General features: G+C 72.6%; 15 protein-coding genes and 1 pseudogene. 10 read left to right on the forward strand and 6 right to left on the reverse strand.

Annotation, left to right across the window (positions count from 1 at the left end; genetic code table 11):
• Nucleotides 1–31: 31 nt before the first annotated feature.
• Entirely contained in the window at nt 32–1,417 is a 1,386-nt protein-coding gene (locus ACQEVZ_RS23900) for an MFS transporter (protein WP_433370052.1), read from the forward strand.
• An 11-nt stretch (nt 1,418–1,428) separates the two neighbouring features.
• Here ACQEVZ_RS23900 and ACQEVZ_RS23905 read toward each other — a convergent pair whose 3' ends face one another.
• Entirely contained in the window at nt 1,429–2,910 is a 1,482-nt protein-coding gene (locus ACQEVZ_RS23905) for an RICIN domain-containing protein (RefSeq protein WP_433370055.1), read from the reverse strand.
• A 128-nt stretch (nt 2,911–3,038) separates the two neighbouring features.
• Here ACQEVZ_RS23905 and ACQEVZ_RS23910 point away from each other — a divergent pair, with 128 nt between their 5' ends.
• Nucleotides 3,039–6,965, forward strand: a complete 3,927-nt coding sequence (locus tag ACQEVZ_RS23910) for an HD domain-containing protein (RefSeq protein ID WP_433370058.1) — start codon at nt 3,039–3,041, stop codon at nt 6,963–6,965.
• Nucleotides 6,966–6,990: 25 nt separating this feature from the next.
• Here the strand turns inward: ACQEVZ_RS23910 and ACQEVZ_RS23915 are convergent, their stop codons facing one another.
• Entirely contained in the window at nt 6,991–7,938 is a 948-nt protein-coding gene (locus ACQEVZ_RS23915; protein WP_433370061.1) for a TIGR03557 family F420-dependent LLM class oxidoreductase, read from the reverse strand.
• Between the two features lie 85 nt (nt 7,939–8,023).
• Here ACQEVZ_RS23915 and ACQEVZ_RS23920 point away from each other — a divergent pair, with 85 nt between their 5' ends.
• A complete protein-coding gene (locus ACQEVZ_RS23920; RefSeq protein ID WP_433370064.1) occupies nt 8,024–9,388 on the forward strand; it encodes an MFS transporter in 1,365 nt (454 codons plus the stop codon).
• A gap of 212 nt (nt 9,389–9,600) precedes the next feature.
• On the opposite strand, the gene ACQEVZ_RS23925 is transcribed toward ACQEVZ_RS23920, so the two are convergent.
• The gene (locus ACQEVZ_RS23925) at nt 9,601–11,427 is read right to left on the reverse strand and encodes a sigma-70 family RNA polymerase sigma factor (protein WP_433370067.1); all 1,827 of its coding nucleotides are present in this window, start codon (nt 11,425–11,427) and stop codon (nt 9,601–9,603) included.
• 176 nt (nt 11,428–11,603) lie between these two features.
• On the opposite strand from ACQEVZ_RS23925, the gene ACQEVZ_RS23930 reads away from it, so the two are divergent.
• Nucleotides 11,604–14,120: a Tex family protein gene (locus ACQEVZ_RS23930; RefSeq protein WP_433370070.1), complete on the forward strand. Its 2,517-nt coding sequence runs from the start codon at nt 11,604–11,606 to the stop codon at nt 14,118–14,120.
• A 130-nt stretch (nt 14,121–14,250) separates the two neighbouring features.
• Here the strand turns inward: ACQEVZ_RS23930 and ACQEVZ_RS23935 are convergent, their stop codons facing one another.
• The gene (locus tag ACQEVZ_RS23935) at nt 14,251–14,823 is read right to left on the reverse strand and encodes a class I SAM-dependent methyltransferase (protein ID WP_344515167.1); all 573 of its coding nucleotides are present in this window, start codon (nt 14,821–14,823) and stop codon (nt 14,251–14,253) included.
• Nucleotides 14,820–15,158 carry a winged helix-turn-helix transcriptional regulator gene (locus ACQEVZ_RS23940; RefSeq protein WP_344515169.1) on the reverse strand — a complete coding sequence of 113 codons (339 nt, stop codon included), beginning with the start codon at nt 15,156–15,158 and terminating at the stop codon, nt 14,820–14,822. Before ACQEVZ_RS23940 ends, ACQEVZ_RS23935 begins: the two co-directional genes overlap by 4 nt.
• 72 nt (nt 15,159–15,230) lie before the next feature.
• Here ACQEVZ_RS23940 and ACQEVZ_RS23945 point away from each other — a divergent pair, with 72 nt between their 5' ends.
• The gene (locus ACQEVZ_RS23945) at nt 15,231–16,193 is read left to right on the forward strand and encodes a zinc-binding alcohol dehydrogenase family protein (protein ID WP_433370074.1); all 963 of its coding nucleotides are present in this window, start codon (nt 15,231–15,233) and stop codon (nt 16,191–16,193) included.
• 34 nt (nt 16,194–16,227) lie between these two features.
• Complete coding sequence (locus ACQEVZ_RS23950) at nt 16,228–17,109, forward strand: DUF2207 family protein (protein WP_433370077.1); 882 nt, start codon at nt 16,228–16,230, stop codon at nt 17,107–17,109.
• A gap of 1,494 nt (nt 17,110–18,603) precedes the next feature.
• Here ACQEVZ_RS23950 and rho read toward each other — a convergent pair.
• Nucleotides 18,604–19,767, reverse strand: a pseudogene (rho, locus tag ACQEVZ_RS23955) (transcription termination factor Rho); the annotation flags it as partial.
• Nucleotides 19,768–20,123: 356 nt separating this feature from the next.
• Here rho and ACQEVZ_RS23960 point away from each other — a divergent pair.
• From ACQEVZ_RS23960 to ACQEVZ_RS23975, 4 genes are all read left to right on the forward strand, one after another.
• Nucleotides 20,124–20,387 (forward strand): hypothetical protein, encoded by a 264-nt coding sequence (locus tag ACQEVZ_RS23960; protein WP_344515177.1) that lies wholly within the window; start codon nt 20,124–20,126, stop codon nt 20,385–20,387.
• Between the two features lie 45 nt (nt 20,388–20,432).
• Nucleotides 20,433–20,789, forward strand: a complete 357-nt coding sequence (locus tag ACQEVZ_RS23965) for an ATP-binding protein (RefSeq protein ID WP_433370081.1) — start codon at nt 20,433–20,435, stop codon at nt 20,787–20,789.
• Nucleotides 20,786–21,097, forward strand: coding sequence for an STAS domain-containing protein (locus ACQEVZ_RS23970; RefSeq protein WP_433370084.1), 312 nt, complete (start codon nt 20,786–20,788; stop codon nt 21,095–21,097). Before ACQEVZ_RS23965 ends, ACQEVZ_RS23970 begins: the two co-directional genes overlap by 4 nt.
• A gap of 82 nt (nt 21,098–21,179) precedes the next feature.
• Nucleotides 21,180–21,455 (forward strand): hypothetical protein, encoded by a 276-nt coding sequence (locus ACQEVZ_RS23975; protein WP_344515183.1) that lies wholly within the window; start codon nt 21,180–21,182, stop codon nt 21,453–21,455.
• The last annotated feature ends 168 nt before the right edge of the window (nt 21,456–21,623 follow it).

Raw genomic sequence — 21,623 nt, forward strand, 5'->3', positions numbered from 1 at the left:
GCCGGCACCGGCGCCGCCGGAGGGTGGCTCCATGACCGTTCTGACCGACAGCCCGCCGGCCACCGCACGGACCGGTGGCGTGCTCCTGGCGACCATCCTCGGCGGGCAGTTCATGGCCGTCCTCGACGTCTCGATCGTCAACGTGGCGGTGCCGTCGATCCGCACCGACCTCGGCGCCTCCGGCGCCGGCCTGCAGCTGGTCGTCGCCGGCTACGCCATCGCCTACGCCGTCCTGCTCGTCACCGGCGCCCGCCTCGGTGGCCGCCACGGCCACGGCCGCACCTTCCGGGCCGGCCTGGCCGCCTTCACCGCCGCGTCGCTGCTGTGCGGCCTCGCCCCGTCGACCGGCACGCTGATCGCCTGCCGCCTGCTGCAGGGGCTCGCGGCCGCCCTGATGGTGCCGCAGGTGTTCAGCATCATCCAGCGCACCTTCGCCGGCCCCGCCCGCACCCGCGCCCTCGGCCTCTACGGCGCCGTCCTCGCCGGCGCGGCCGTCGTCGGCCAGTCCGCCGGCGGCTTCCTCACCGGCGCCGACCTCTTCGGCACCGCCTGGCGCCCCGTCTTCCTGGTCAACGTCCCGATCGGCGTGACCCTGCTCCTGCTCGGCAGCCGCCACCTGCCCACCGACCCCGGCACCGACACCCGCCGCCTGGACCCGCTCGGCGTGCTGATCCTCGCCGCAGCGGTGTTCACCCTGGTCCTGCCGCTCGTCCTGGGCCACGGGTCCGGCTGGCCGCCGTGGACCTGGGCCGGTCTCGCCCTGAGCGCCGCCCTCTTCGCCGCGTTCGCGCTCGTCCAGCGCCGCAGCCCGGCGCCGCTCATCTCGGGGGTGGTCCTGCGCTCACCGGGCCTGGTGCCGGCGGCCCTGGCGATCCTGGCCGTGATGGCCTCCTACGCCGGCTTCCTCTTCACGCTCGGCCTGCACACCCAGTCGGACCTGGGCTACGGTCCCGCGAAGGCCGGCCTGGTCCTGGTCCCCGCCGCCCTGGCCTTCGGTCTCAGCAGCCTGAACTGGCGCCGCCTCCCGGCGTCCTGGCACCACCCCGCGATCACCGTGGCCCTGGTCGTCGTCACCGTCACGTACGCCTGGATGGCCTGGACCATCCGCGACGGCCGCCCGCTGGGCGTCGCCTACCTCTCGGTGAGCGCCCTCTACGGCCTGTGCCTGGGCGCCGCCTTCAGCCCGTTGATCGGGGTCGCCCTGACCCACGTCCCGCCGGCGCTCGCCGGCGACGCCAGCGGTGTCGTCGCCACCGTCACCCAGCTCGCCGCCGTCCTGGGCGTCGCCACCTTCGGCAGCGTCTACCTGTCCCTGGTCCCGTCCCCGTCGGCGGCCGCGACCACCGACCTGACCCTCGCCGTCGCCACCCTCGTGGCCACGGCGGCGAGCCTCCTGATCCCCAGACCGTCCCGGTGACGGAAGGCGCGTCAGAAGGGCTGGCGGGTCCACCGCTGGTTGGCGGCGCCGGTGCAGTCCCAGATGATGACCTGGGTGCCGGCGCCGGTGCCGCCGTTGGCGACGTCGAGGCAGCGGCCCGAGTTGGGGTTGACCAGCGTGCCGTCCCCGCGGAAGGTCCACTGCTGGGCGACGGTGCCGTTGCAGGAGTAGAGCTGGACGGCGTTGCCGTTGCCCTTGCCGGCGTTGGCGACGTCGAGGCAGCCGCCGTCGGCGCGGATGCTGCCGTCCGGCCGGATCGTCCAGCGCTGGTTGGTGTTGCGCGAGCCGGCGCGGTCGCAGGCGTCGATGACGGCCTGGTTGTTCTGGCCGGAGCGGTACTCGAGGCACATGCGCGAGCCGGCGCCGACGAGCTGGCCCGTCGTCACCTGCGGCGGTGGCGGCGGGGCGGAGCTGGCCGGCTTCGACGGGGACACCGAGGCGCTCGGCGGCTGGACGGCGGGTGCCGAGGACTTCGACCTGCTCGGCGTCGGGCTCGCCGACCGGGTGCCCGACGGTGTCGCGGACGGTGACGCGCCGGCGTCGCGGGTCAGCTCCGGCAGGCCGCCGATGCCCGGGTAGCGCTGCGGGCTGGCGTCGGCGGAGACCGGGGTGCCGTGGTCGCCGCTGCTGACCAGCTGCAGGACGACGGCGGCGGTGACCAGCAGGATCAGGACGGCGACGGCGACGGCACCGACCGGGTACCGGCGCCAGGCGGCGTTCCGGCGGCGGGCGCCGCGGTAGTCGGGGCCGTCGTCGGTGTCGGCGGGGTCGTCGGTGACGATCGCGATGGCCGGCGGCACGTAGTCGGCCACGGTCGGCGAGTCGTCGGGGGCCAGCAGGACCGGCGCCACCCCGACCGGCGGCGCCGCCGGTACAGCGGCATCCTCCGGCTCATCGGCGGCCGGGTCGAGCTCGGCCGGATCGAAGGCGGCCGGGTCCACGAGCGCCGGGGCCTCGGCGGCGGGCTTGACCAGCGCCATGGGCACAGCGGGCACGAGGGGCTCGGCGGGCTCGTCGTCGACCGGCGGCAGCGACTCCGCGGCGCTCGCCCTGAGCTCACCGGCGAGCGTCCCGACGGTCGCCGGGTCGTCCCCCTGTTCAGGATCATCGGTCTCCGGACCGGCCGCGTCAGGAGCGACGGTGTCAGGGGACGGCGCCTCGGAAGACGGGGCCGGAGCGGGTTCGGGCTCCGGTTCGGGCTCGTCGCCCAGGGCGTCCGCGAAGAGGGCGTCGAAGTCCGGCCGGTCGTCCTCGACGGGAGTGACCGGGATCGAGGCGGTCGCGATCGCCGTGGGGCCGCCGCGCCGCTGCCGGGGGATCGCCGCGCCGGCCGGAAACGTCGGCTTCGCCGGGTTGAACGGCTCCGGCAGGAGGGGGACCTTCGCGGTCGCGGAGGCCGTCGGCGGGATGCGATGCCGCGCCGCCCGGTCCACACGCTGTTCCTGCTCGTTGCCGTCTTCAGCGATGGACATACCCGACGTGCTCCTTCCAACGACCATCACTGCCCGCTGCACCGTAGCCTGCGAAAGCAACAACGCGCGACCGGCCGTTCGGCCCCAACAGGAGCGGTCCGTTGCGATTGGCCGGTAAGTTTTCCCGCATGGCTCCTGACGGCTGGGAAACGTTCGCTGCACAGCACGAGGTGTGGGGGCGGGTGACCGACGGCGCGGCCCACCGTGACCGCGCGGTGACGCTCGTGCGCCAGTTCGCCGCGGCGCGCAGACGGTCCGCGGCCGCACTGCCCGACGACCCGTGGCAGGACGGCGACTTCGCGCTGCGCATGTCGGAGCAGGTGAAGAGCCTCGTCGGCTTCCTGCCGGAGGGCGAGCGGCTCAGCGGCGCCGAGGCGGCACTGCTGGTGACGACCCCGTTCCTGCACGACGCGCTGTGGGCCGGCATCGCCGCCGCCGAGCGCGGGGTGCACCCCGGCGACCTGGAGCCGTCCCAGGACGCGTCCAGCGACCGGGCCGCGTTCGAGCGGTTCTCCCAGACCTACGCGCAGCCGCACCGCCGCGCCCTCGCCGCGATCCGCGCGGGCCGGCGGGAGGCGGCCGCGGAGCTCGGCTGGTGGCTGCTGCACCGGTGGATCGGCCGGCGGCCCGCCGCGTACCAGCCGGCGACGATCGAGGCGCTGATCAGGGGGCCGGAGGGCCAGACGCAGGACCTGGCGGGCGCGCTGGACGACGAGCCGCAGAAGCGCCTGGCGGAGCTGCTGCGGGCGATCCGCGCCGACCCGGCGTTCCTCAACCGGCATGACCGGCCCGAGGCGCTGGTCTCGCAGGACCGGCACGGCACGCGGGAGCGGCTGGTCGCGTTCCTGCTGACGATCGCCCGCTGGCTGGCGATCGAGGCGACGGTCCTGCCGGAGGTCATCGGCGAGCACCTCGGCATCGGCGACCCGGTCACGCCGGGCCAGGTGATCGAGACGGTGCACGCGGCCCGCTGGGACCTGCGCGGCGCGACGCTGGTGCTCGCCGCCGACTGCGCCCACCCCTCGATCGAGGTGGCGCTGCGCGTCCACATCGAGACGCTCAACCAGCTGCTCGCCGAGGCCCAGCGGGCGGCGGCCCGGGACGACTCCCTGGCCGCGCTGCGGCACCTGCCCAACCGGGCCGCGACCGACGAGGTGCGCCCGGCGGTCGTCGGCGGTGTCCCGGCCTACCAGTCCGCGGGCGTGCGGTTCCGGCTCGCCGAGGACCGGGTGCGGGAGCTGCTGATGGGCGAGCAGCTCTACGGCGACCCCGCCCTGGCGATCCGGGAGCTGTACCAGAACGCCCTCGACGCGTGCCGCTACCGGGAGGCGCGCACCGAGTTCCTGGCCCGCACCACCGCCGCGCCCCCCGACGCGTGGAGCGGCCGGATCCGCTTCGAGCAGGGCGTCGACGAGTCCGGCCGGCCGTTCCTGGACTGCGTGGACAACGGCATCGGCATGGGCGTCCGCGAGCTGAGCGAGGTGTTCTCGCAGGCCGGCGTGCGGCTGGCGGACCTGCCGGAGTTCCTCGAGGAGCAGGCCGAGTGGGCCCGGCTCGACCCGCCGGTGCAGCTGTTCCCCAACAGCCGGTTCGGCATCGGCGTGCTCAGCTACTTCATGCTCGCCGACGAGCTGACCGTCGAGACCTGCCGGATGGGCCGCGACGGGCAGGCCGGCGAGCGGCTGCGGGTGTCGATCGCGGGGCCGGGCAGCCTGTTCCGCATCCAGGACCTGGGGCCGGGCACCGACTCGGGCACGACGGTGCGGCTGCACCTGCGCGACGGCGTGACCGTCGCATCGGTGGAGGAGCTGCGCAAGCTGCTGTGGGTGGCCGAGTTCGGCACCGACGCGACCGACGGCGTCGAGACCCAGCAGTGGGCGCCCGGGGAGCTGTCGGAGGCGGCGACCGCCCTCGACGACGAGGACGAGGACGAGGAGGGCGTCGGCGTCGGCGTGGTCGCGGCCGAGGGGTCGCGGGTGTGGTGGTGCAAGGGCACCGGCGCGCTGCTCGCCGACGGCCTCTACGCCGGCAAGGAGATCTTCGGCGCGGTGGTCAACCTGAACCGGGACCTCGCGCCGCGGCTGTCGGTCGACCGGACGAAGATCCTGGCGTACCGCGAGGACGACGTCGACCGGCTGCTGTGGGAGGCGGTGCCGGCCCTGACCGCGCCGGGCACGACGCTGCTCGGCTACGAGTGGCTGTGCCGCCTGGCGCCGATCCGGCCGCTGGTCGCGGACCTCATCTTCGAGCAGGCGATCGAGCGCGGCCACGGCAGGTGGGACATGGACGGCGAGACCGTCGACGCGTCCGTCACCGGCTGCTTCGTGGCCAACGACGGGCCGGTCGGCGGCCCCGACGAGCTGGTCGAGTGGCGGCTGACCGCCCTCGCCGCAGGCGGGCGCTACCGCAAGGTGCTCAAGCCGGGCGCGGACTGGAAGCGGGCGCTGCGCTCCCGGCCGTCGGACGCGCTGCTGCTCAGCGTCGACGTCGACGGCACCGGCCCCTGGCTGGACCCGGTCGACATCGTGCCGCTGGTGCACCTGGTGCGGGCGGCGCGCAAGACCGGGCGGAGCGCGCCGGAGATCGCGGCCCGGCTCGACCAGCTGGGCTACGAGCCGTCGGTGGGCGCCGCGCAGGTGGGTGTCGACCCCGACGACCTGGTGTTCACCAGCCGCGACGTCGACGGGACCCGTCCCTGGATGCACCCGGACCAGCCGGTGCATCTCGTGCACCTGCTGCGGGCGGCACACAAGACGGGCCGTCCCATCCAGGAGATCGTCGCGAGGCTGCGGCAGCTGGGCTTCGACGTGGACGTCGACGTGGACATGCTGCCGATCGAGCAGTTCGGCCCGAAGGACCTGACGATCGCCAGCCGGGACCTCGACGGCTCGCACCCGTGGCTCGACCCGCGGGAGCCGGTGACGCGGCTGCACATACTGCGCGCCGCGCACAAGGTCGACCTGCCGGCCGACGAGACCGCGGCGCGGCTGGCGCTGCTCGGCTACCCGCTGGAGCCCGGCTGGGAGGCGCTGACCGTCGAGCCCGACGACCTGGTGCTCATCTCCCGCGACCTGGACAGCACGTCACCGTGGCTGGACCTGCACGAGGAGGTGGCGCCGGTGCACGTGCTGCGCGCCGCCGAGCGGACCGGCCGGCCGGTGGCGGAGGTGGTGGCGCGGCTGCGCGCCTTCGGGTTCACGCTCGGGGGCAACCTCGACGCCCTGGAGACCGTGAAGCTGGAGCCGGAGGACCTGCAGCTGGCCAGCCGCGACCTGGACAGCTCGCAGCCGTGGCTGGACCCGGCACGGCCGGTGCCGCTGATCCACCTGCTGCGCGCGACGGAGGCGACCGGCCGCGACGTCGCCGACGTGGCCACCAGGCTCGCCGCAGTCGGGTACCGCGTCGACGTCGACCCGGACGCGATCCTCATCGACCACCTGGAGCCCGACGACCTGACGATCACCAGCGAGGACCTCGACGGCTCGGATCCGTGGCTGGACCCGATGAAGCCGGTCCCGACGATCCGCATCCTGCGGGCGGCGCAGCGGACCCGGCGCAGCGTGCACGACATCGCGGCCCGGCTGACGTTCCTCGGCTACGCGGTGAGCCTGCACGGCGCGGGCCCGTCGCTGGACCAGGTGGAGCCCGACGACCTGCTGATCACCAGCCGGGACCTGGACGGCTCGCAGCCGTGGCTGGACCTCGACGAGCAGGTGCCGCTGCCGCACCTGCTGCAGGCGGCCCGCCGGGTGCGCCGGCCGGTGCACGAGATCGCGGCGCGGCTGGAGACGCTGGGCTACAACGTCGACGTCGACCTCAGCAGCATCCAGGTCGACTCGGTGAAGCCCAACGACCTCCTCCTCGCCAGCACCGACCTGGACGGCTCCCGCCCGTGGCTGGACGCGAGCCAGCCGGTGCCGCTCAACCATCTCCTCGCCGCGGCGCAGAAGATCCGCAAGCCGATCGAGGACGTGTCGAGCCGCCTGCGCGCGCTGGGTTACTCGGTGCCGGACGTCGACTCCAGGCTCCCGCGGCTGCGCCCCGGCGGCGTGTAGGGGCGGCCACGGCCCGGGGCGGGTCCTACGTGCCGGCTTCCGCGTGCAGCGCCGGGAGGAGTTCGGACCGCGACCAGGTCAGGAACTCCTCCTGGTTGCCGCCGCCGATCTGGACCAGCGCGACGTGGGTGAAGCCGGCGTCGACGTACTTGCGGACCGCCGCGACGTGCCGGTCCACGTCGGGGCCGCACGGCACGGCCGCGGCGACGTCGTCCTCCGTCGCGAACGCGGCGGCGTCATCGAACGCGCGCTGGTCCGGCAGCTCGGCGAGGACCGGCCACTGCAGGCCGAACCAGCGCCACTGGTCCAGGGCCCGCTTGCGGCACTCCGACTCGTCGGGCCCGTAGCAGAGCGCGACCTGACCGTAGGCGGGCCGGCCCGGCAGCCGCAGCGACGCGTCGGGCGTGACGGCGACGGTGCCGTCGAGCGGCTCCGCCAGGTGCATCGACCCGTCGCCGGAGACGGCCAGGACGACCGGCACGCCCTCGTCGGGGCGGTCCCACAGCCGCGCCTCGGGCACGTCGAAGTACGTGCCGCCGTGGTGCACGGTCTCGCCGGCCAGCAGCGGCCTGATGATCTCGATGGCCTCGGCGAGCATCTCGTGCCGCTGGGTGCGGTGCGGCCACGCGCCGGCGATGTGCTCGTTGAGGTTCTCCCCCGAGCCGAGGCCGAGCGTGAAGCGGCCCTGTGACATCGCGCCGACCGTCGCCGCCTGCTGGGCCACGACCGCGGGGTGGTAGCGGCGGGTCGGGCAGGTCACCATGGTCATCAGTTCGAGGTTCTGGGTGGCGTACGCCGCGGCGCCGAGCACCGACCAGGCGAACGGCGAGTGCCCCTGCTCGACGAGCCACGGGTTGAAGTGGTCCGAGACGGCCGCGAAGTCGTACCCCGCCTCCTCCGCGCGCACCGCGTCGTCGACGAGTTCGCTGGGCCCGGTCTGCTCACACATCAGTGTGTAACCGAAGTTGACCATGGCCTCCGGATACCCCGTGTGGCGAGCGTTACGCGCCCAACCATCATTCTTGGAGAATGCCCAGCGCATGGGCGAGAATCAATCGATGTCTCCCTATCTACAGGTGATCCGGCACCCTGTGCTCAACCGGGTCCTGCCGGGGCTGGTGCTCTCGGCCCTGGGTGACGGCATGAGTGCGGTCGCCGTCGGGTGGCTGGCGCTGCAGCTGGCGCCCGCGGACGCGCGGGGACTGTGGGTCGGGCTCGCCGTCGCCGCTTTCACGCTGCCCGGCGCCGTCGGCACGGTCGTGTTCGCGCCACTGCTGCGCAACCGTGGTGCCGCGCTGCTCGTCGCGTGGGACGGCGCCCTGCGGGCGGCGCTGCTGGGCACCGTCGCGCTGCTGTCCACCTGCGGCGGGCTGTCGATCGGCCGGTACGTGACGCTGCTCGCCCTGTCCGCGCTGCTGTCGGCGTGGGGCTCGGCCGGGCGGTACACCGTGATCGCGCAGGTCCTGCCGGCCCCGCTGCACCTGCCGGCGAACGCGCTGCTCACCGCCCTCGTGGAGGCCTCGACGGTGGCCGGGCCGGCGATCGCCGGGCTGCTGATCGCCTTCCTCGGCGCGCCGGCGGTCCTCGCGGTCGACGCCGCCACGTTCGCCGTCCTGGCCGTGTCGTTCCTGCAGATCAAGGCCGACACGCCGGGCGCCGAGGCGGCCGGTCGGACGGCGGACGGACGCAGCGAGGGCTTCGCGGCGATCCGGCGGGATCCCCGCCTGCGCGGGCCGATGGTGCTGACGTTCTGGTTCTTCCTGCTGTTCGGCCCGCTGCCGGTCGCGATGCCGCTGTTCGTGTCCTCCGTGGACGAGATCGGGTTGGTGTACATGGCGTTCGGCGTCGGCGCGGTCATCGGCGCCGTCGTCACCGGCCACCTGCGGCGGCTGGCGCTGTGGCCGGTCATGATCGGCGTGGTGATCGCCTTCGGCCTGCTGCTCATGCCGCTCGGCCTCCCGCTCCCGTTGTGGGGACACATGATCGCGCTCGGGCTGGCCGGGCTCGTGTGGGCGCCGTACCCGACGACCAGCATGTCCCTGGTCCAGCGCACGGTGCCGGCCGGACGGCTGCCGCCGGTGCTGGCGGCCCGCGGGGCGGTGCTCGTCGTGGCCACGCCCCTCGGCACGCTGCTGGGCGCCCCGCTGGTGCAGGCCGTCGGGGCACCGGCCACGTTCGCCGCCTGCGGCGCGGCGACCACGGCGGTGGGCCTGCTCGCGCTCGCCACGCTGCTGCGGGGGCGGCGGTTACGCGACGTCGTCCAGCACGTTGCGGTAGGAGCACAGCCGCCGGGTGTACTCGCGGAGCACGTCGATCGCCTCGTCGAGGTCCTCGGTCAGCACGTCGGGCAGGTCGATGAGCAGCCGCCGGCCGTCGACCGTGCCGTAGCCGCTGACCTCGAACGCGCCCTCCCGCACCCATAGGTCGACGCCGAGGTCGACGGTGGTCCGGTCGTACCGCAGCACCACGCCGACCAGGGCGAACGGCGCCTCACCGGGTCCGATGCGACCGATCAGCTCCCAGTGCATGGGGCCGTGCGTGGCGGCGACCTGCTGCCCGTACCGCTGGAAATCCTCACAGGCGTCGTTGAGCGCACCGAGCAGTGTGGCGGCCCCACCCGACCTCGCGTCCATGATCATCCTCCTGCTGCGCGATAGGCGGCGCCCACCCCGGTCGGGGTGGTGCCGTTGCTGTAGAGACCGGTGTCGCCCGCTTTCGAGCTGTACAGGATGAACCAGGCATACCGTTCGACGAACGACAGTCCTTCGAGCATCGCCGTGGAGCTCTTCACGAAGCTGACCTGCTGGTCCACGGTCGGGTAGACGGTGCCGTTCTCGAACCGCATCAGCGCGTACTCGGTCAGCCAGATGGGCAGCTTGTACCGGTTGTACACGTTCTGCAGGTAGCGCTTGAGCTGGTTCGGCGCGTCCGGTCCGAAGTCGCCGCCGTACCAGTGCAGCGTGATGAAGTCGACCCGGTAGCCGCGCTGCTTCGCCCCGCTCATGAAGCGGTCGAGCCAGCCGCCGGGGGTGTCGCCGCCGTACGCGACGGACGGGCTGCCTAGCCGCAGGCCGGACGCCTGCAGCTTCGGCCACAGGTCGAGGACCTGCTCGGGGCTCATGTTCGACTGCTCTTTGAGGTCGGGCTCGTTGAACCCGAGCAGCACCTTGCCGTTCTGCTTGGCCTTGGCGACGTCGGCGTCGACGTTCGCGGTGCCCCACACCATCGGCACGAACTCGACGCCGCTGGTCGCGCCGAAGCTCGGCGCCGGCGACCAGTTGTAGTACCAGCCGGCCTTCATGTCCTTGACGGCCGCCTGGTTGAAGTTGACCTTGCCGTTGGTGCTGATGCCCTTCTTCGGGCTCTTCACCGCCGGCGGCAGCGCTTGTTTTGAGGGGGTCGCGCTCGACGGTGGAGCGCTGCTCGGACTTTGTACGGCGGGGCTCGCGCTCTGGCTCTGCTGTGCGGACGGCGACTCCCCCGGCTGGGACACGACCGCGGGCTTCTGCTCGCCGCTGGTGGCCACGTAGACGGCGCCGGCCGCCCCCGCGATCGCGACGGTCGCGGCGACGCCCGCCAGGGCCGGCTTCGCGGCGCCGAACCAGCCCAGGATCAGCCCCTTGAGCCCCTTGACGCCGATCGCCCCGGTCGCCAGGGCGCCGGTCTTCGCCGCCGCCGCGCTGAACACGAACGGGACCGGCACCAGCGAGATCCCGGCGAGGAGGCGCTCCGCGGCGACCATGTCGGTCCACGCCCGGTCGCACCGCTGGCACTCGCGGGTGTGGCGGGCCAGCCGCTTGCGCCACAGCGCGCTCGGCCGCCCGTCCCAGCTGGTCACGATCGCCTGCAGCTCCGGGCAGCGGGGCCGCACGGCCAGCGCCCGCACGACCGCGCGGGCCGCGTCGAGCTGCGCCTTCATCCGCTGGATCCGCACCGCCGCGTGCTGCCTGGTGATGTGCAGCGCCTCGACGACCTCGTCGCGCTCCAGCTGCCCGGCGGCCTCCAGCCACCACAGCGACAGCAGCTCCCGGTCGTCGTGGTCGAGCCACCGGGTCGCCTCGGCGACCTCCTGGCGCTGCCCCGACAGGCGCAGCCTGGTGATCGCGAGGTCGGCGAAGTCGGCGCCCGGGTCCGCGGTGTCGGTAGGGTCGGCCCAGTCACCGGTCGCGGCACTGTATGGCCTGGTCGCCGCCCACGGCTCCTGAGCCTGCCGGCGGTGCCGGTCCCTGACCTGGTGCATCGCGATGGCGACGGCCCACGACCGGAAGCTCTCCGGCTCGCGCAGCCGCGGCAGCCCGTCGACGATCCGGAGCATGGTCTCCTGCACCACGTCGTCGACGTCGGCGTGCCCCTGCAACGCCCGCCCGACGATGTTGTAGATCAGCGGCAGGTACTCGGCGACCAGGGCGTCAAGCGCCCGCTGGTCACCGTCCCGCGCCGCGATCACCGTGGCCGTGCCCATCCGCATCCTCCTGTCGAACTATTCAGGAGACGAAGCGGCTCAGGGTCAATAACGCTTTCTCTCCGACTTTTTCCAGGTCACGTTGGGCTTCTTTCCCGCTACGTTCGGTCCCCGTTCGGCTTCACCGGCGCGCTGCCTTCGCGACCGGCGTGGCGGGTGGGGCAGAATGCAGGATCGTGACGACCTCCATTCAGGCGCGGATCGCCGAAGAGCTCGGTGTCAGGGAGCGGCAGGTGGCCGCCGCGGTCGAGCTGCTCGACGGCGGCGCGACCGTGCCCTTCATCGCCCGGTATCGCAAAGAAGCGACCGAGATGCTCGACGACACCCAGCTGCGCACCCTGGAGGAGCGGCTGCGCTACCTCCGGGAGATGGAGGAGCGCCGGACGGCGATCATCGAGTCGATCCGCACCCAGGGCAAGCTCGACGACGCCCTGCTGGCGCAGATCATGGCCGCGGACTCCAAGGCCCGGCTCGAGGACATCTACCTGCCGTACAAGCCGAAGCGGCGGACCAAGGCGATGATCGCCCGCGAGGCCGGCCTGGAGCCGCTCGCCGACGGGCTGCTCGCCGACCCCACCGTCGAGCCGCTCGCCGCCGCCGCGGTCTTCGTCGACGCCGACAAGGGCGTCGCCGACGCCGCCGCGGCCCTCGACGGGGCGCGGGCGATCCTGGTCGAGCGCTTCTCCGAGGACGCCGACCTCATCGGCTCGCTGCGCGAGACGATGTGGGGGCAGGGCCGCCTCGTGTCGAAGATGCGCGACGGCAAGGAGGCCGACGGGGCGAAGTTCTCCGACTACTTCGACTTCAGTGAGCCCTTCACCAAGTTGCCCTCGCACCGCATCCTCGCCATGTTCCGCGGCGAGAAGGAGGAGATGCTGGACCTGGTGCTGGAGCCCACCCAGGATCCCGATCTCCCGTCGCTGTACGAGCCGACGATCGCCTCGAAGTTCGGCATCCGCGACGAGGGCCGGGCCGGCGACAAGTGGCTCAACGACACGGTCCGCTGGGCCTGGCGCACCCGCATCCTCGTCCACCTCGGGATCGACCTGCGGATGCGGCTGTGGCAGGCGGCCGAGGAGGAGGCGGTCCGGGTCTTCGCCGCCAACCTCCGCGACCTGCTGCTCGCCGCGCCGGCCGGCACCCGCGCCACGATGGGCCTCGACCCGGGCTTCCGCACCGGCGTGAAGGTCGCCGTCGTCGACGCCACCGGCAAGGTCGTCGACACGCACACGATCTACCCGCACGTGCCGCAGAACAAGTGGAACGAGTCGCTCGCGATCCTCGCCGCCCTCTGCCAGAAGCACGACGTCCAGCTGATCTCGATCGGCAACGGCACCGCCTCCCGCGAGACCGACAAGCTCGCCGCCGACCTGGTCAAGCAGTTCCCGCAGCTCAACGTCACCAAGGTGATGGTCTCCGAGGCCGGCGCGTCGGTGTATTCGGCCTCGGCCTTCGCCGCGCAGGAGCTGCCCGGCATGGACGTGTCGCTGCGCGGCGCCGTCTCCATCGCCCGCCGCCTGCAGGACCCCCTCGCCGAGCTGGTGAAGATCGACCCCAAGTCCATCGGCGTCGGGCAGTACCAGCACGACCTGTCCGAGTCGAAGCTGTCCCGCTCCCTCGACGCGGTGGTCGAGGACTGCGTCAACGGCGTCGGCGTCGACGTCAACACGGCCTCCGCGCCCCTGCTGACCCGCGTCTCGGGCATCGGCGGCAGCCTGGCCGACGCGATCGTCGCGCACCGCGACGCGAACGGGCCCTTCCGCTCCCGCAAGTCCCTCAAGGACGTGGCCCGGCTCGGCCCGAAGGCGTTCGAGCAGTGCGCGGGCTTCCTGCGCATCCCCGACGGCGACGACCCCCTGGACTCCTCAAGCGTCCACCCCGAGGCGTATCCGGTGGTCCGCCGCATCCTGGCCGCGACCGGCACCGACATGAAGGCCCTCATCGGCAACGGCACGGCCCTGGCCCGGTTGAAGCCGGCCGACTTCGTCGACGACACCTTCGGCCTGCCGACCGTCACCGACATCCTCAAGGAGCTGGAGAAGCCGGGCCGCGACCCCCGCCCCGCCTTCAAGACCGCCACCTTCGCCGACGGCGTCGAGAAGATCTCCGACCTCACCCCCGGCATGCTGCTGGAAGGCGTGGTCACCAACGTGGCGGCGTTCGGCGCCTTCGTCGACGTCGGCGTCCACCAGGACGGCCTGGTCCACGTGTCGGCCCTGTCCTACACGTTCGTGAAGGACCCCCGCGAGGTCGTCAAGCCCGGCGACATCGTGCGCGTCAAGGTCCTCGACGTCGACATCCCCCGCAAGCGCATCTCCCTCACCCTGCGCCTCGACGACGAGGCCCAGCAGTCCGGCGCCCCCGGCGGCGGCCCTTCCGGCGGCCAGCGCGCCGCGGGAGCACCCGGCGGCCGCGGCGGCCAGGGCGGCGGCGGTCCCCGCAGCTCGGGCGGCGGCCGCGGCTCGGGCGGCGCGGGCACCGGCGGCGGCCAGCGCGGCGGTGGCTCGGGCGGCGCCGGCGGGTCCGGTGGGTCCGGCGGCCAGCGTGGCGGCTCGGGTGGCCGCGGCGGCGACTCCCGCGGTGGCGGTGGCGGTCGCCAGCGCGACGGTGGCGGCCTGCAGAACAGCGCCCTCGCCGACGCACTCCGCCGGGCGGGCCTCGACAAGGGCCTCGACGGCCTCAACAAGAAGTAGCGATCCCCGCGACGGCCCGGGAGCATGATTTCCCTGCTCCCGGGCCGTTCCGCACCCGCCCACCGAACGCGGGTCGCGAACCGCCGCGTCGGTCAGTGGCCTGGATCGCGCGACGTCTATGCAGCGACGGTCAGCGGAGGCGCCAGATGGTGGTGCGCATCGCGCACTGGTCTTCGAGTTTCACGCGGACCGGGACCTCGTACGTGGCGAGCGCCTCGAACAGGCGGGTGGGCAGGTAGCCGCGGCCGGGGTCGCCGACCAGGACCTCCGCGCCGCTGCGGCGCAGGAAGCCGAGGACCCGCTCGGCCACGGGGCCGCTGTAGAAGACGTCGCCGGCGACGATGACCTCGGCGTCGACCGGGACGGACGAGGTGACGATGTCGACGCCGTTGGCCCGGGCGTTGCGGGCGCAGGCCGCCAGGGCCGCCGGGTCGGTGTCGACTGCGGTGACCGTGCAGGCGCCGGCGCGGGCCGCGGCGATGCCGACCAGCCCCGAGCCGGCGCCCAGGTCCATGACGCTGCGGCCGGCCACGTACAGCGGCTGATCCAGCAGGAAGCGACCCAGCGCCATCCCGCCGGGCCACGCGAACGACCAGAACGGCGGGGGCTCCTCGCTGCGGTAGGAACCCCCGGTGGCGTCGAACAGGCCCGCGTCCTCGTCGGCAAGGTCGAGGGTGAGCTCGGGCAGCAGCGGAAGGATCATGCCGCCGCTGCCGGGAAGCGGTGGATGTTGGACTCGACCCAGGTCCGCAGGTGCGCGAGCGGCGCGCACGCGTCCCGGCCGAGCGGGGTCAGCTCGTACTCGACCCGCAGCGGCACCTCGGCGAACACCTTCCGGGTGATCAACCCGTGCTCCTCCAACTTGCGCAGGGTGACGGTGAGGACCTTCGGGCTGATGCCCTGCAGTCGGGTCCGTAGGCTACCGAAACGCCGCGGCCCGTCTTCCAGCGCGCCGAGGGCGAGCGCGCTCCACTTGTTGGCGAGCAGGTCGAGCATGTCGCGGCACGGGCAGCAGGCCGCGTAGACGTCGTCGGGCACGCGGCCAACAGTACCCAATGGAAACTCATCACCCTTGCGGGTAACTAGGGCGCTCTGGATAGCGTCGGCAGCATGAGTACGAACATGCCGGCCGTGATCAGCACGGCGGACGGCCTCAGGGACGTCGAACTGCCAGTGCCCGCACCCGGCCCGCGGGACCTGCTCGTGCGGGTGAAGGCGGTCTCGGTCAACCCGGTCGACCACAAGGTCCGTAAGGGCGGCGGGGACAGGGTGCTCGGCTGGGACGCGGCCGGGGTGGTCGTGGCCGTGGGCGGCGAGGTGACGCTCTTCGCGCCGGGCGACGAGGTGTACTACGCGGGCAGCATCGACCGCCCCGGCACCAACTCGGCGCTGCACCTGGTCGACGAGCGGATCGTGGGGCGCAAGCCGCGCTCGCTGGACTTCGCGTCGGCGGCCGCGCTGCCGCTGACGACGATCACGGCGTGGGAGACGCTGTTCGACCGGTTCCGCCTCTCGGAACAGTCGACGGGCACGCTGCTGGTGCTCGGCGCCGCGGGCGGGGTCGGCTCGATGATGATCCAGCTGGCGCGGGCCCTGACCGGCCTGACCGTGATCGGCACCGCGTCCCGCGCCGAGTCGCGTGACTGGGCGCTTTCGCTCGGCGCGCACGACGTCGTGCACCACGACGACCTCCCGACGGAGGTGGACTACATCTTCTCGCCGAGCACGGGCCGGCCCGGCCTGATCGAGCGCTTCGCCGAGATCCTGCGGCCCGGCGGGGCGATCACCGCGATCGACGAGCCTGCGGGACTGGACCTGCTGCCGCTCAAGGCGAAGAGCATCAGCTTCCACTGGGAGCTGATGTTCACCCGGCCGCTGTTCCAGACCCCGGACATGATCGCCCAGCACGAGCTGCTGGACCGGGTCGCCGCGCTCGTCGACGCCGGCACCATCCGCTCCACGCTGACGACCCGGCTGGACGGCCTGAACGCGGCGTCGCTCACACGTGCCCACGAAATGGTTGAAGACGGACATATGGTCGGCAAGGTGGTGGTGGCTGAGCCGCTAGAGTGATGGCATCTCCCCATCCCCCGTGGGAAGGATCATCGTGGACTGGCCACCGTTCCTTGAGTTCAGCGTGCCCGCCGCGCTGGCCGTCTGGGCCGCCGCGGTGGCGGTGACCCTTTGGCGCTCCCGCCCCCGGCTGCCCGAGCCCGGGCCGGCGCGCACCGACCTGCCGGGACAGGAGCCGCCGGCGGTGGTCAGCCTGATGGTCAACCGGTGGCGCTCCGACGAGGATGCGATCGACAGCACGCTGCTCGACCTGGCCGCGCGGGGCTTCCTGGAGCTGCGCGAGACCGGCTCCCCGGCCGCCGGCGAGCCGGCGCAGACGACGGCCCGCCTGCGCAAGGGCGACGGCCGGAGCCTGACGCCGTACGAGCAGCAGATCCTCGACCGGGTCCACCACCTGTCGGTCAACGGGGAGACGACCCTGACCAGCCTGGCGTTCGACAGCTGGACAGAGGCCCGTAGGTGGCGCCGCACCTTCTACCGCGCCGTGGTCGCCGAGGCCCGCACCCGCGGCCTCTGCACCCCCCGCCTGGCCCCGAAGACCCGCCGCGCCCTGCTCCTCGGCGCGATCCTGCCCGCGCTCCTGATGTTCATCACCTGGTGGTGGGTGGACAGCGAGCTCAGCGCCAAGGTCCCCGACCAGGTCACCGGCGCGATCATCGGCGCCGCCGCGGTCTACCTGGCGCAGTACCTCGTGGTCGACTTCAACTGGGCCGACCAGACCACCCCCGAGGGCGTGGCCGCGACGGAGAGCTGGCTCGGCCTGCGCGAACACCTGACAACCGTCGAGGGCGTGGCCGACCTGGCCCCGGCCGACGTCGCTTCCTGGGGCCGCGAGATGGCGTACGCCTCAGCCCTGGGCGTCCTGTCCGCAGACGACGCCCTGGTCCGCCTCACCCCCGGCGCCCGCTCACGCTGACCGCTATGGGAGCGCGACCGATCTTCCCGCAGCCCGACTGATCTCCTGAAGCCCCGGCTGACCCCGGAGCCTCGCTCGCGCGCCGACCCCCCTCCCGGAGCCTGGCTGTTCCCGGAGCCCGCTCGCGCTGACCGGGCGCAGCCGGGTTGCCCTCTTCCACGGCCGCCCTAGCGCCAGCGCCGTGACCAGCGGATTCGAGGACGCGGCGTCCCGCCGTCGTCACAGACGCCCCCACCCCGGCACCACAAAAACAACGGCCGCGACGTCTTGCCCCTTTCATGGACGCCCCACCCGGCACCGCAACCGCGGCCGCGACGTCTTGCTCCATCACGGACGCCCCCACCCCGGCACCGCAACCGCGGCCACGACGTCTTGCTCCATCACGGACGCCCTAGCCCCGGGCGCCGCGACCAGCGGCGCGTGCACACAGCGTCTCCGCCCTCGCAACGGACATCGCCACGCCGGCACCGCGAATTACCACGCCGGCACCGCGAATTTGGCCGCGAGTCCGCAGCGTTTCGCCCCTTCGCGGGAGCCGCGTTGGCAACCACGGATGGCCGCAGTGGCACCGCGACCAGCGGCCCAGGGACGTGGCGCCCGCTCTGTTCACCCCGGAGGTCCCGCACCGCGCTGCCCTGGATCTCGGCAGGCCCAAGGCTCTCGATGCCGCCCCGCTCGCGCTGGCCCCCGGAGCCCCACTCGCGCGGAGCCCACTCGTGCTGACACCCGAAGCCGCCGGCACTGACCGGGAGCGAATCCAAGCCATCCGCGCCGACCAGGCGCGATGCCTTCCCTCTTCACGGACGTCCTCGCGCCGGCGACGCGAAACAGCGGACCGGCCCGTGCCCGCCCCGCGCCGGGCTCCAGCCCTGGCCGGCGAACCGTGGACGCGGCGTCCGGCATTCTCACAGACGGCTGCCTCACAGACGGCAGCGCTGGCGACGTGACCAGCGGCCCGTCGACAACGCGTCCCGCTCCCTCCACGCCGGGGCCGCGCTCTCATCCCAGGAGACCACCATCCCAGGAGACCACCATCCCAGGAGACCACCATCCCAGGAGACCACCATCCCAGGAGACCACCATCGCCCTCCAGGGCCCGCTCTCACCCAGGCTCACTCACCTCACCCAGAGCCCGCTCACACCCAGAGCCCGCTCACACCCAGAGCCCGCTCACGGAGCCCGTTCTCACCCGGAGCCCCGCTCGCATCGCGCTGGACGGGCGTGAAGTCCCGCGTGCCCTCCCGGACGGCACTCGCGCTGGCGGCGCGAACCGTCCCACCCCTCACCAACCCCCCTCGCGCGGGCGGCGCGGAACGGCGGGTTGTGCTGGCGGCGTGGCGGACGGTGCCACGACAAGGGGTCTCGAGCACGCCCCACCGCTGGCAGATCGTGAAGGCACCGGCGGCGGCGTCCTGCATACCTACGCTACACCGCACGAAAAAATTGATCATTCAATCGTGGGCGGGGCGTCACCTTCTGTAGTTGGAGGTGAGGTCAGGTGGCGTTGCCGCGCAGGAGCATGGTGAGGAACTCGGCGTTGGACTGGGTCTTGGCGAGGCGGTCCAGCAGTTGCTCGGTCGCGCCGCCGTTGGCTGCGGCCAGGGCCTTGCGCAGGCGGGAGACGGCCAGCAGCTCGTCGGGGTGCAGGATGACGTCGTCGCGGCGGGTGCTGGAGGCGTCGATGTCGATCGCGGGGAAGACGCGGCGGTCGGCGAGCTTGCGGTCGAGCTTGAGCTCGGCGTTGCCGGTGCCCTTGAACTCCTCGAAGATGACCGTGTCGCCGGTGGAACCGGTCTCGACCAGCGCGGACGCGATGATCGTGAGGGACCCGCCGTTCTCGATGTTGCGGGCGGCGCCCAGCAGGCGCTTCGGCGGGTAGAGCGCGTTGGCGTCGATGCCGCCGGTGAGGATGCGGCCGGAGGCGGGGGCGGAGTTGTTGTAGGCGCGCCCGAGCCGGGTGATCGAGTCGAGCAGGAGGACCACGTCGTGGCCCAGCTCGACGAGGCGCTTGGCGCGCTCGGCGGCGAGCTCGGCGATGCCGGTGTGCTCCGACGGCGGCCGGTCGAACGTCGAGGCGATGACCTCGCCCTGCACGGACCGCTGCATCTCGGTGACCTCTTCGGGCCGCTCGTCGATGAGCAGGACCATGAGGTGGACCTCGGGGTTGTTGTGCGCGATCGCGTTGGCGATCGACTGCAGGACCATCGTCTTGCCGGCCTTGGGCGGCGACACGATGAGCGCGCGCTGGCCCTTGCCGATCGGCATGACCAGGTCGATGAGCCGGTTGGTGAGCTGCCGCGGTCCGGTCTCCAGCCGCAGCCGCTCCTGCGGGAAGAGCGCGGTCAGCTTGCTGAACTCGGGCCGGCTGCGGGCCCATTCGGGGTCGTTGCCGTGCACGGTGTCGAGCCTGGTGAGCGTCGAGCCGTTGGCGCTGCCGGTGATCGCGTCGCCGTGGCGCAGCCCGTACCGGCGGACCATCGCCGCCGGGATGGCGACGTCGTCGGGGCCGGGGCTGTAGCTGTCGACCCTCAGGATCATCTTGTCGCGGACGATGTCGGCGATGCCGGCGACGTCCCGGGCCTCACCCGACTCGGGCGGCTGGGGCTGACCTCCGGGCCGACTGTGGTCCCGGTTGCGCTGTGCCGCTCTGGTACGGCGAGGCTTCGTTGCGTGACTTTGCTTGGCGGATCGATCCAACACTTCGGTTGGGGCCATGGGCGTCCTCCTCGGGACTGGCGTGTGAGGTGGCTTGTGTCCCTGAGAACACTGGCCGAAACGCGTGTGACCTTGGCTTCCTGCGAGAGGGCGTGACACGCGTCTGAGAAAGGTGGTCCCCGGGCGACAGACTGCCGACTTCCGCGGGACTCGCTTGACCGTAGCTCGTCAAGCCCTCCAGAGCAAGTATCTGTCCGTAGTCGACACGCTACCTTCCGGCAACCGTACGGCGGACCAAGCCGCACCATCCCGGCGAAACGCTGTTTGCAGTCGGGAAGCACAGCAGCCGGGGGGTTGACATGAACAGCACGTTTGACACGGTCCGCGCCGAGGCCCTCTTCGCCTCCGCCCTGCAGGCCTCGCAGGAGCCGTCGCCGGTCCAGATCCGCTCAGCGGTCACCTCCACCCTGCGCCGGTTCGGCATCAAGGGCTGCGCCGCCCGCGTCGCCGGCGAGTTCGGCGAGTACCCGGAGACCGCGGCCGCCCGCATGAACTGGGCGCTGAACATGATCGACGCCGCCTACCAGGAGCTGGCCGCCCGCGAGTTCGCATACGCCGGCTGACCTGCGGCGCGTTTCCGATCTCCGCTGTGCGGTAACACTGCGATTGTGGACCTGCGCCTGACCGTCGACCTGCCACGCGATCTTGATCGCATGAACACTCTCAGGCACGTGCTGGACGGCGCGCTCGCCGGCCTCGGCGTCGGCGAGCAGACCCGCACCGACATCGGCCTGATCGTCTCCGAGACCTGGGCCAACGTGATCAGTCACGTACGGGTGGGCGTCGCCTTCCAGGTCCGCGCTACTGTCAATGAGAAGGCGTGCGTGATCGAAGTCACGTCTCCGCCGGATGCCCCTGACGCGCTTTTGCCATCGCAACCGTCCCTCCAGGTCGTCTCGAGCCTGGCCGACACGGTCGACGTCGGCGGCGACGGCCTGCTGCTCAGGGTGGTGAAGCAACTGTGACCGCATTCGCCGCACTGGTCTCTCCCGCCGGCGAGGGCGCGGTCCTCGTGACCGCCACCGGCGAGCTCGACATGACGAGCGCCCCCACCCTCATCGAGTCGCTGCGCGACGCCATCCGTGCGTACGCGCCTTCCCGGGTCGATCTCGACCTCACCGGCGTGCCGTTCATGGACTCGACCGGCATTCAGGTCCTCGTCGCCGCCCAGACGGACGTCGACGGGGAACTGCGCATCATCGGCACCAGCCCCGCCGTCCACCGGTTGCTAGAGCTCACCGGGCTGCTGGAGACGTTCGGCCTAACCGTTTAGCAACCGAACCCGGAACATCCCGGCACCCGGTCAGGAGTTAGCTGGACCACAGCAGGGGAGCAAAGAGCAGGAGGTCACCACCATGGAGTCGACGTTCGAAGCGGTCCGCGCTGAAGCACTCTTCGCCTCCACGCTGCAGATGTCCCAGGTTCCGGCGGAGGCTGACGTGCGCGCAGCGGTGACGACCACGCTCCGGCAGATCGGCGTGCAGGGCTGCGTCGCGACGGTCGCCGCGGAGTTCGGTGACCACCCGGAGACCGCCTCGCCCAGGATGAACTGGGCGCTGCGGATGATCCGGCAGGCGTACGCCCACTCGTGCACTCCCGAGGTCTTCGCCCGCCCGACCGCGCTGGCCTGAAAATTTCTTCCCGCCGCGGCGCCCCGGAAGCGCCGCGGCGGCCTTCAGGAACCGCCCCGGCGGCGGCTACGGACCACCCAGCGGCGTCCAGAAGCCGCCGTAGCCGTGCACGAACCGCCCGCCGCAGTCCTGTCCAGGAACCGCAAAGCCCCCGCCGGACGCACCGGA

Source organism: Dactylosporangium sp. CA-152071 (genome assembly GCF_050936335.1).
Lineage (GTDB): Bacteria > Actinomycetota > Actinomycetes > Mycobacteriales > Micromonosporaceae > Dactylosporangium > Dactylosporangium maewongense.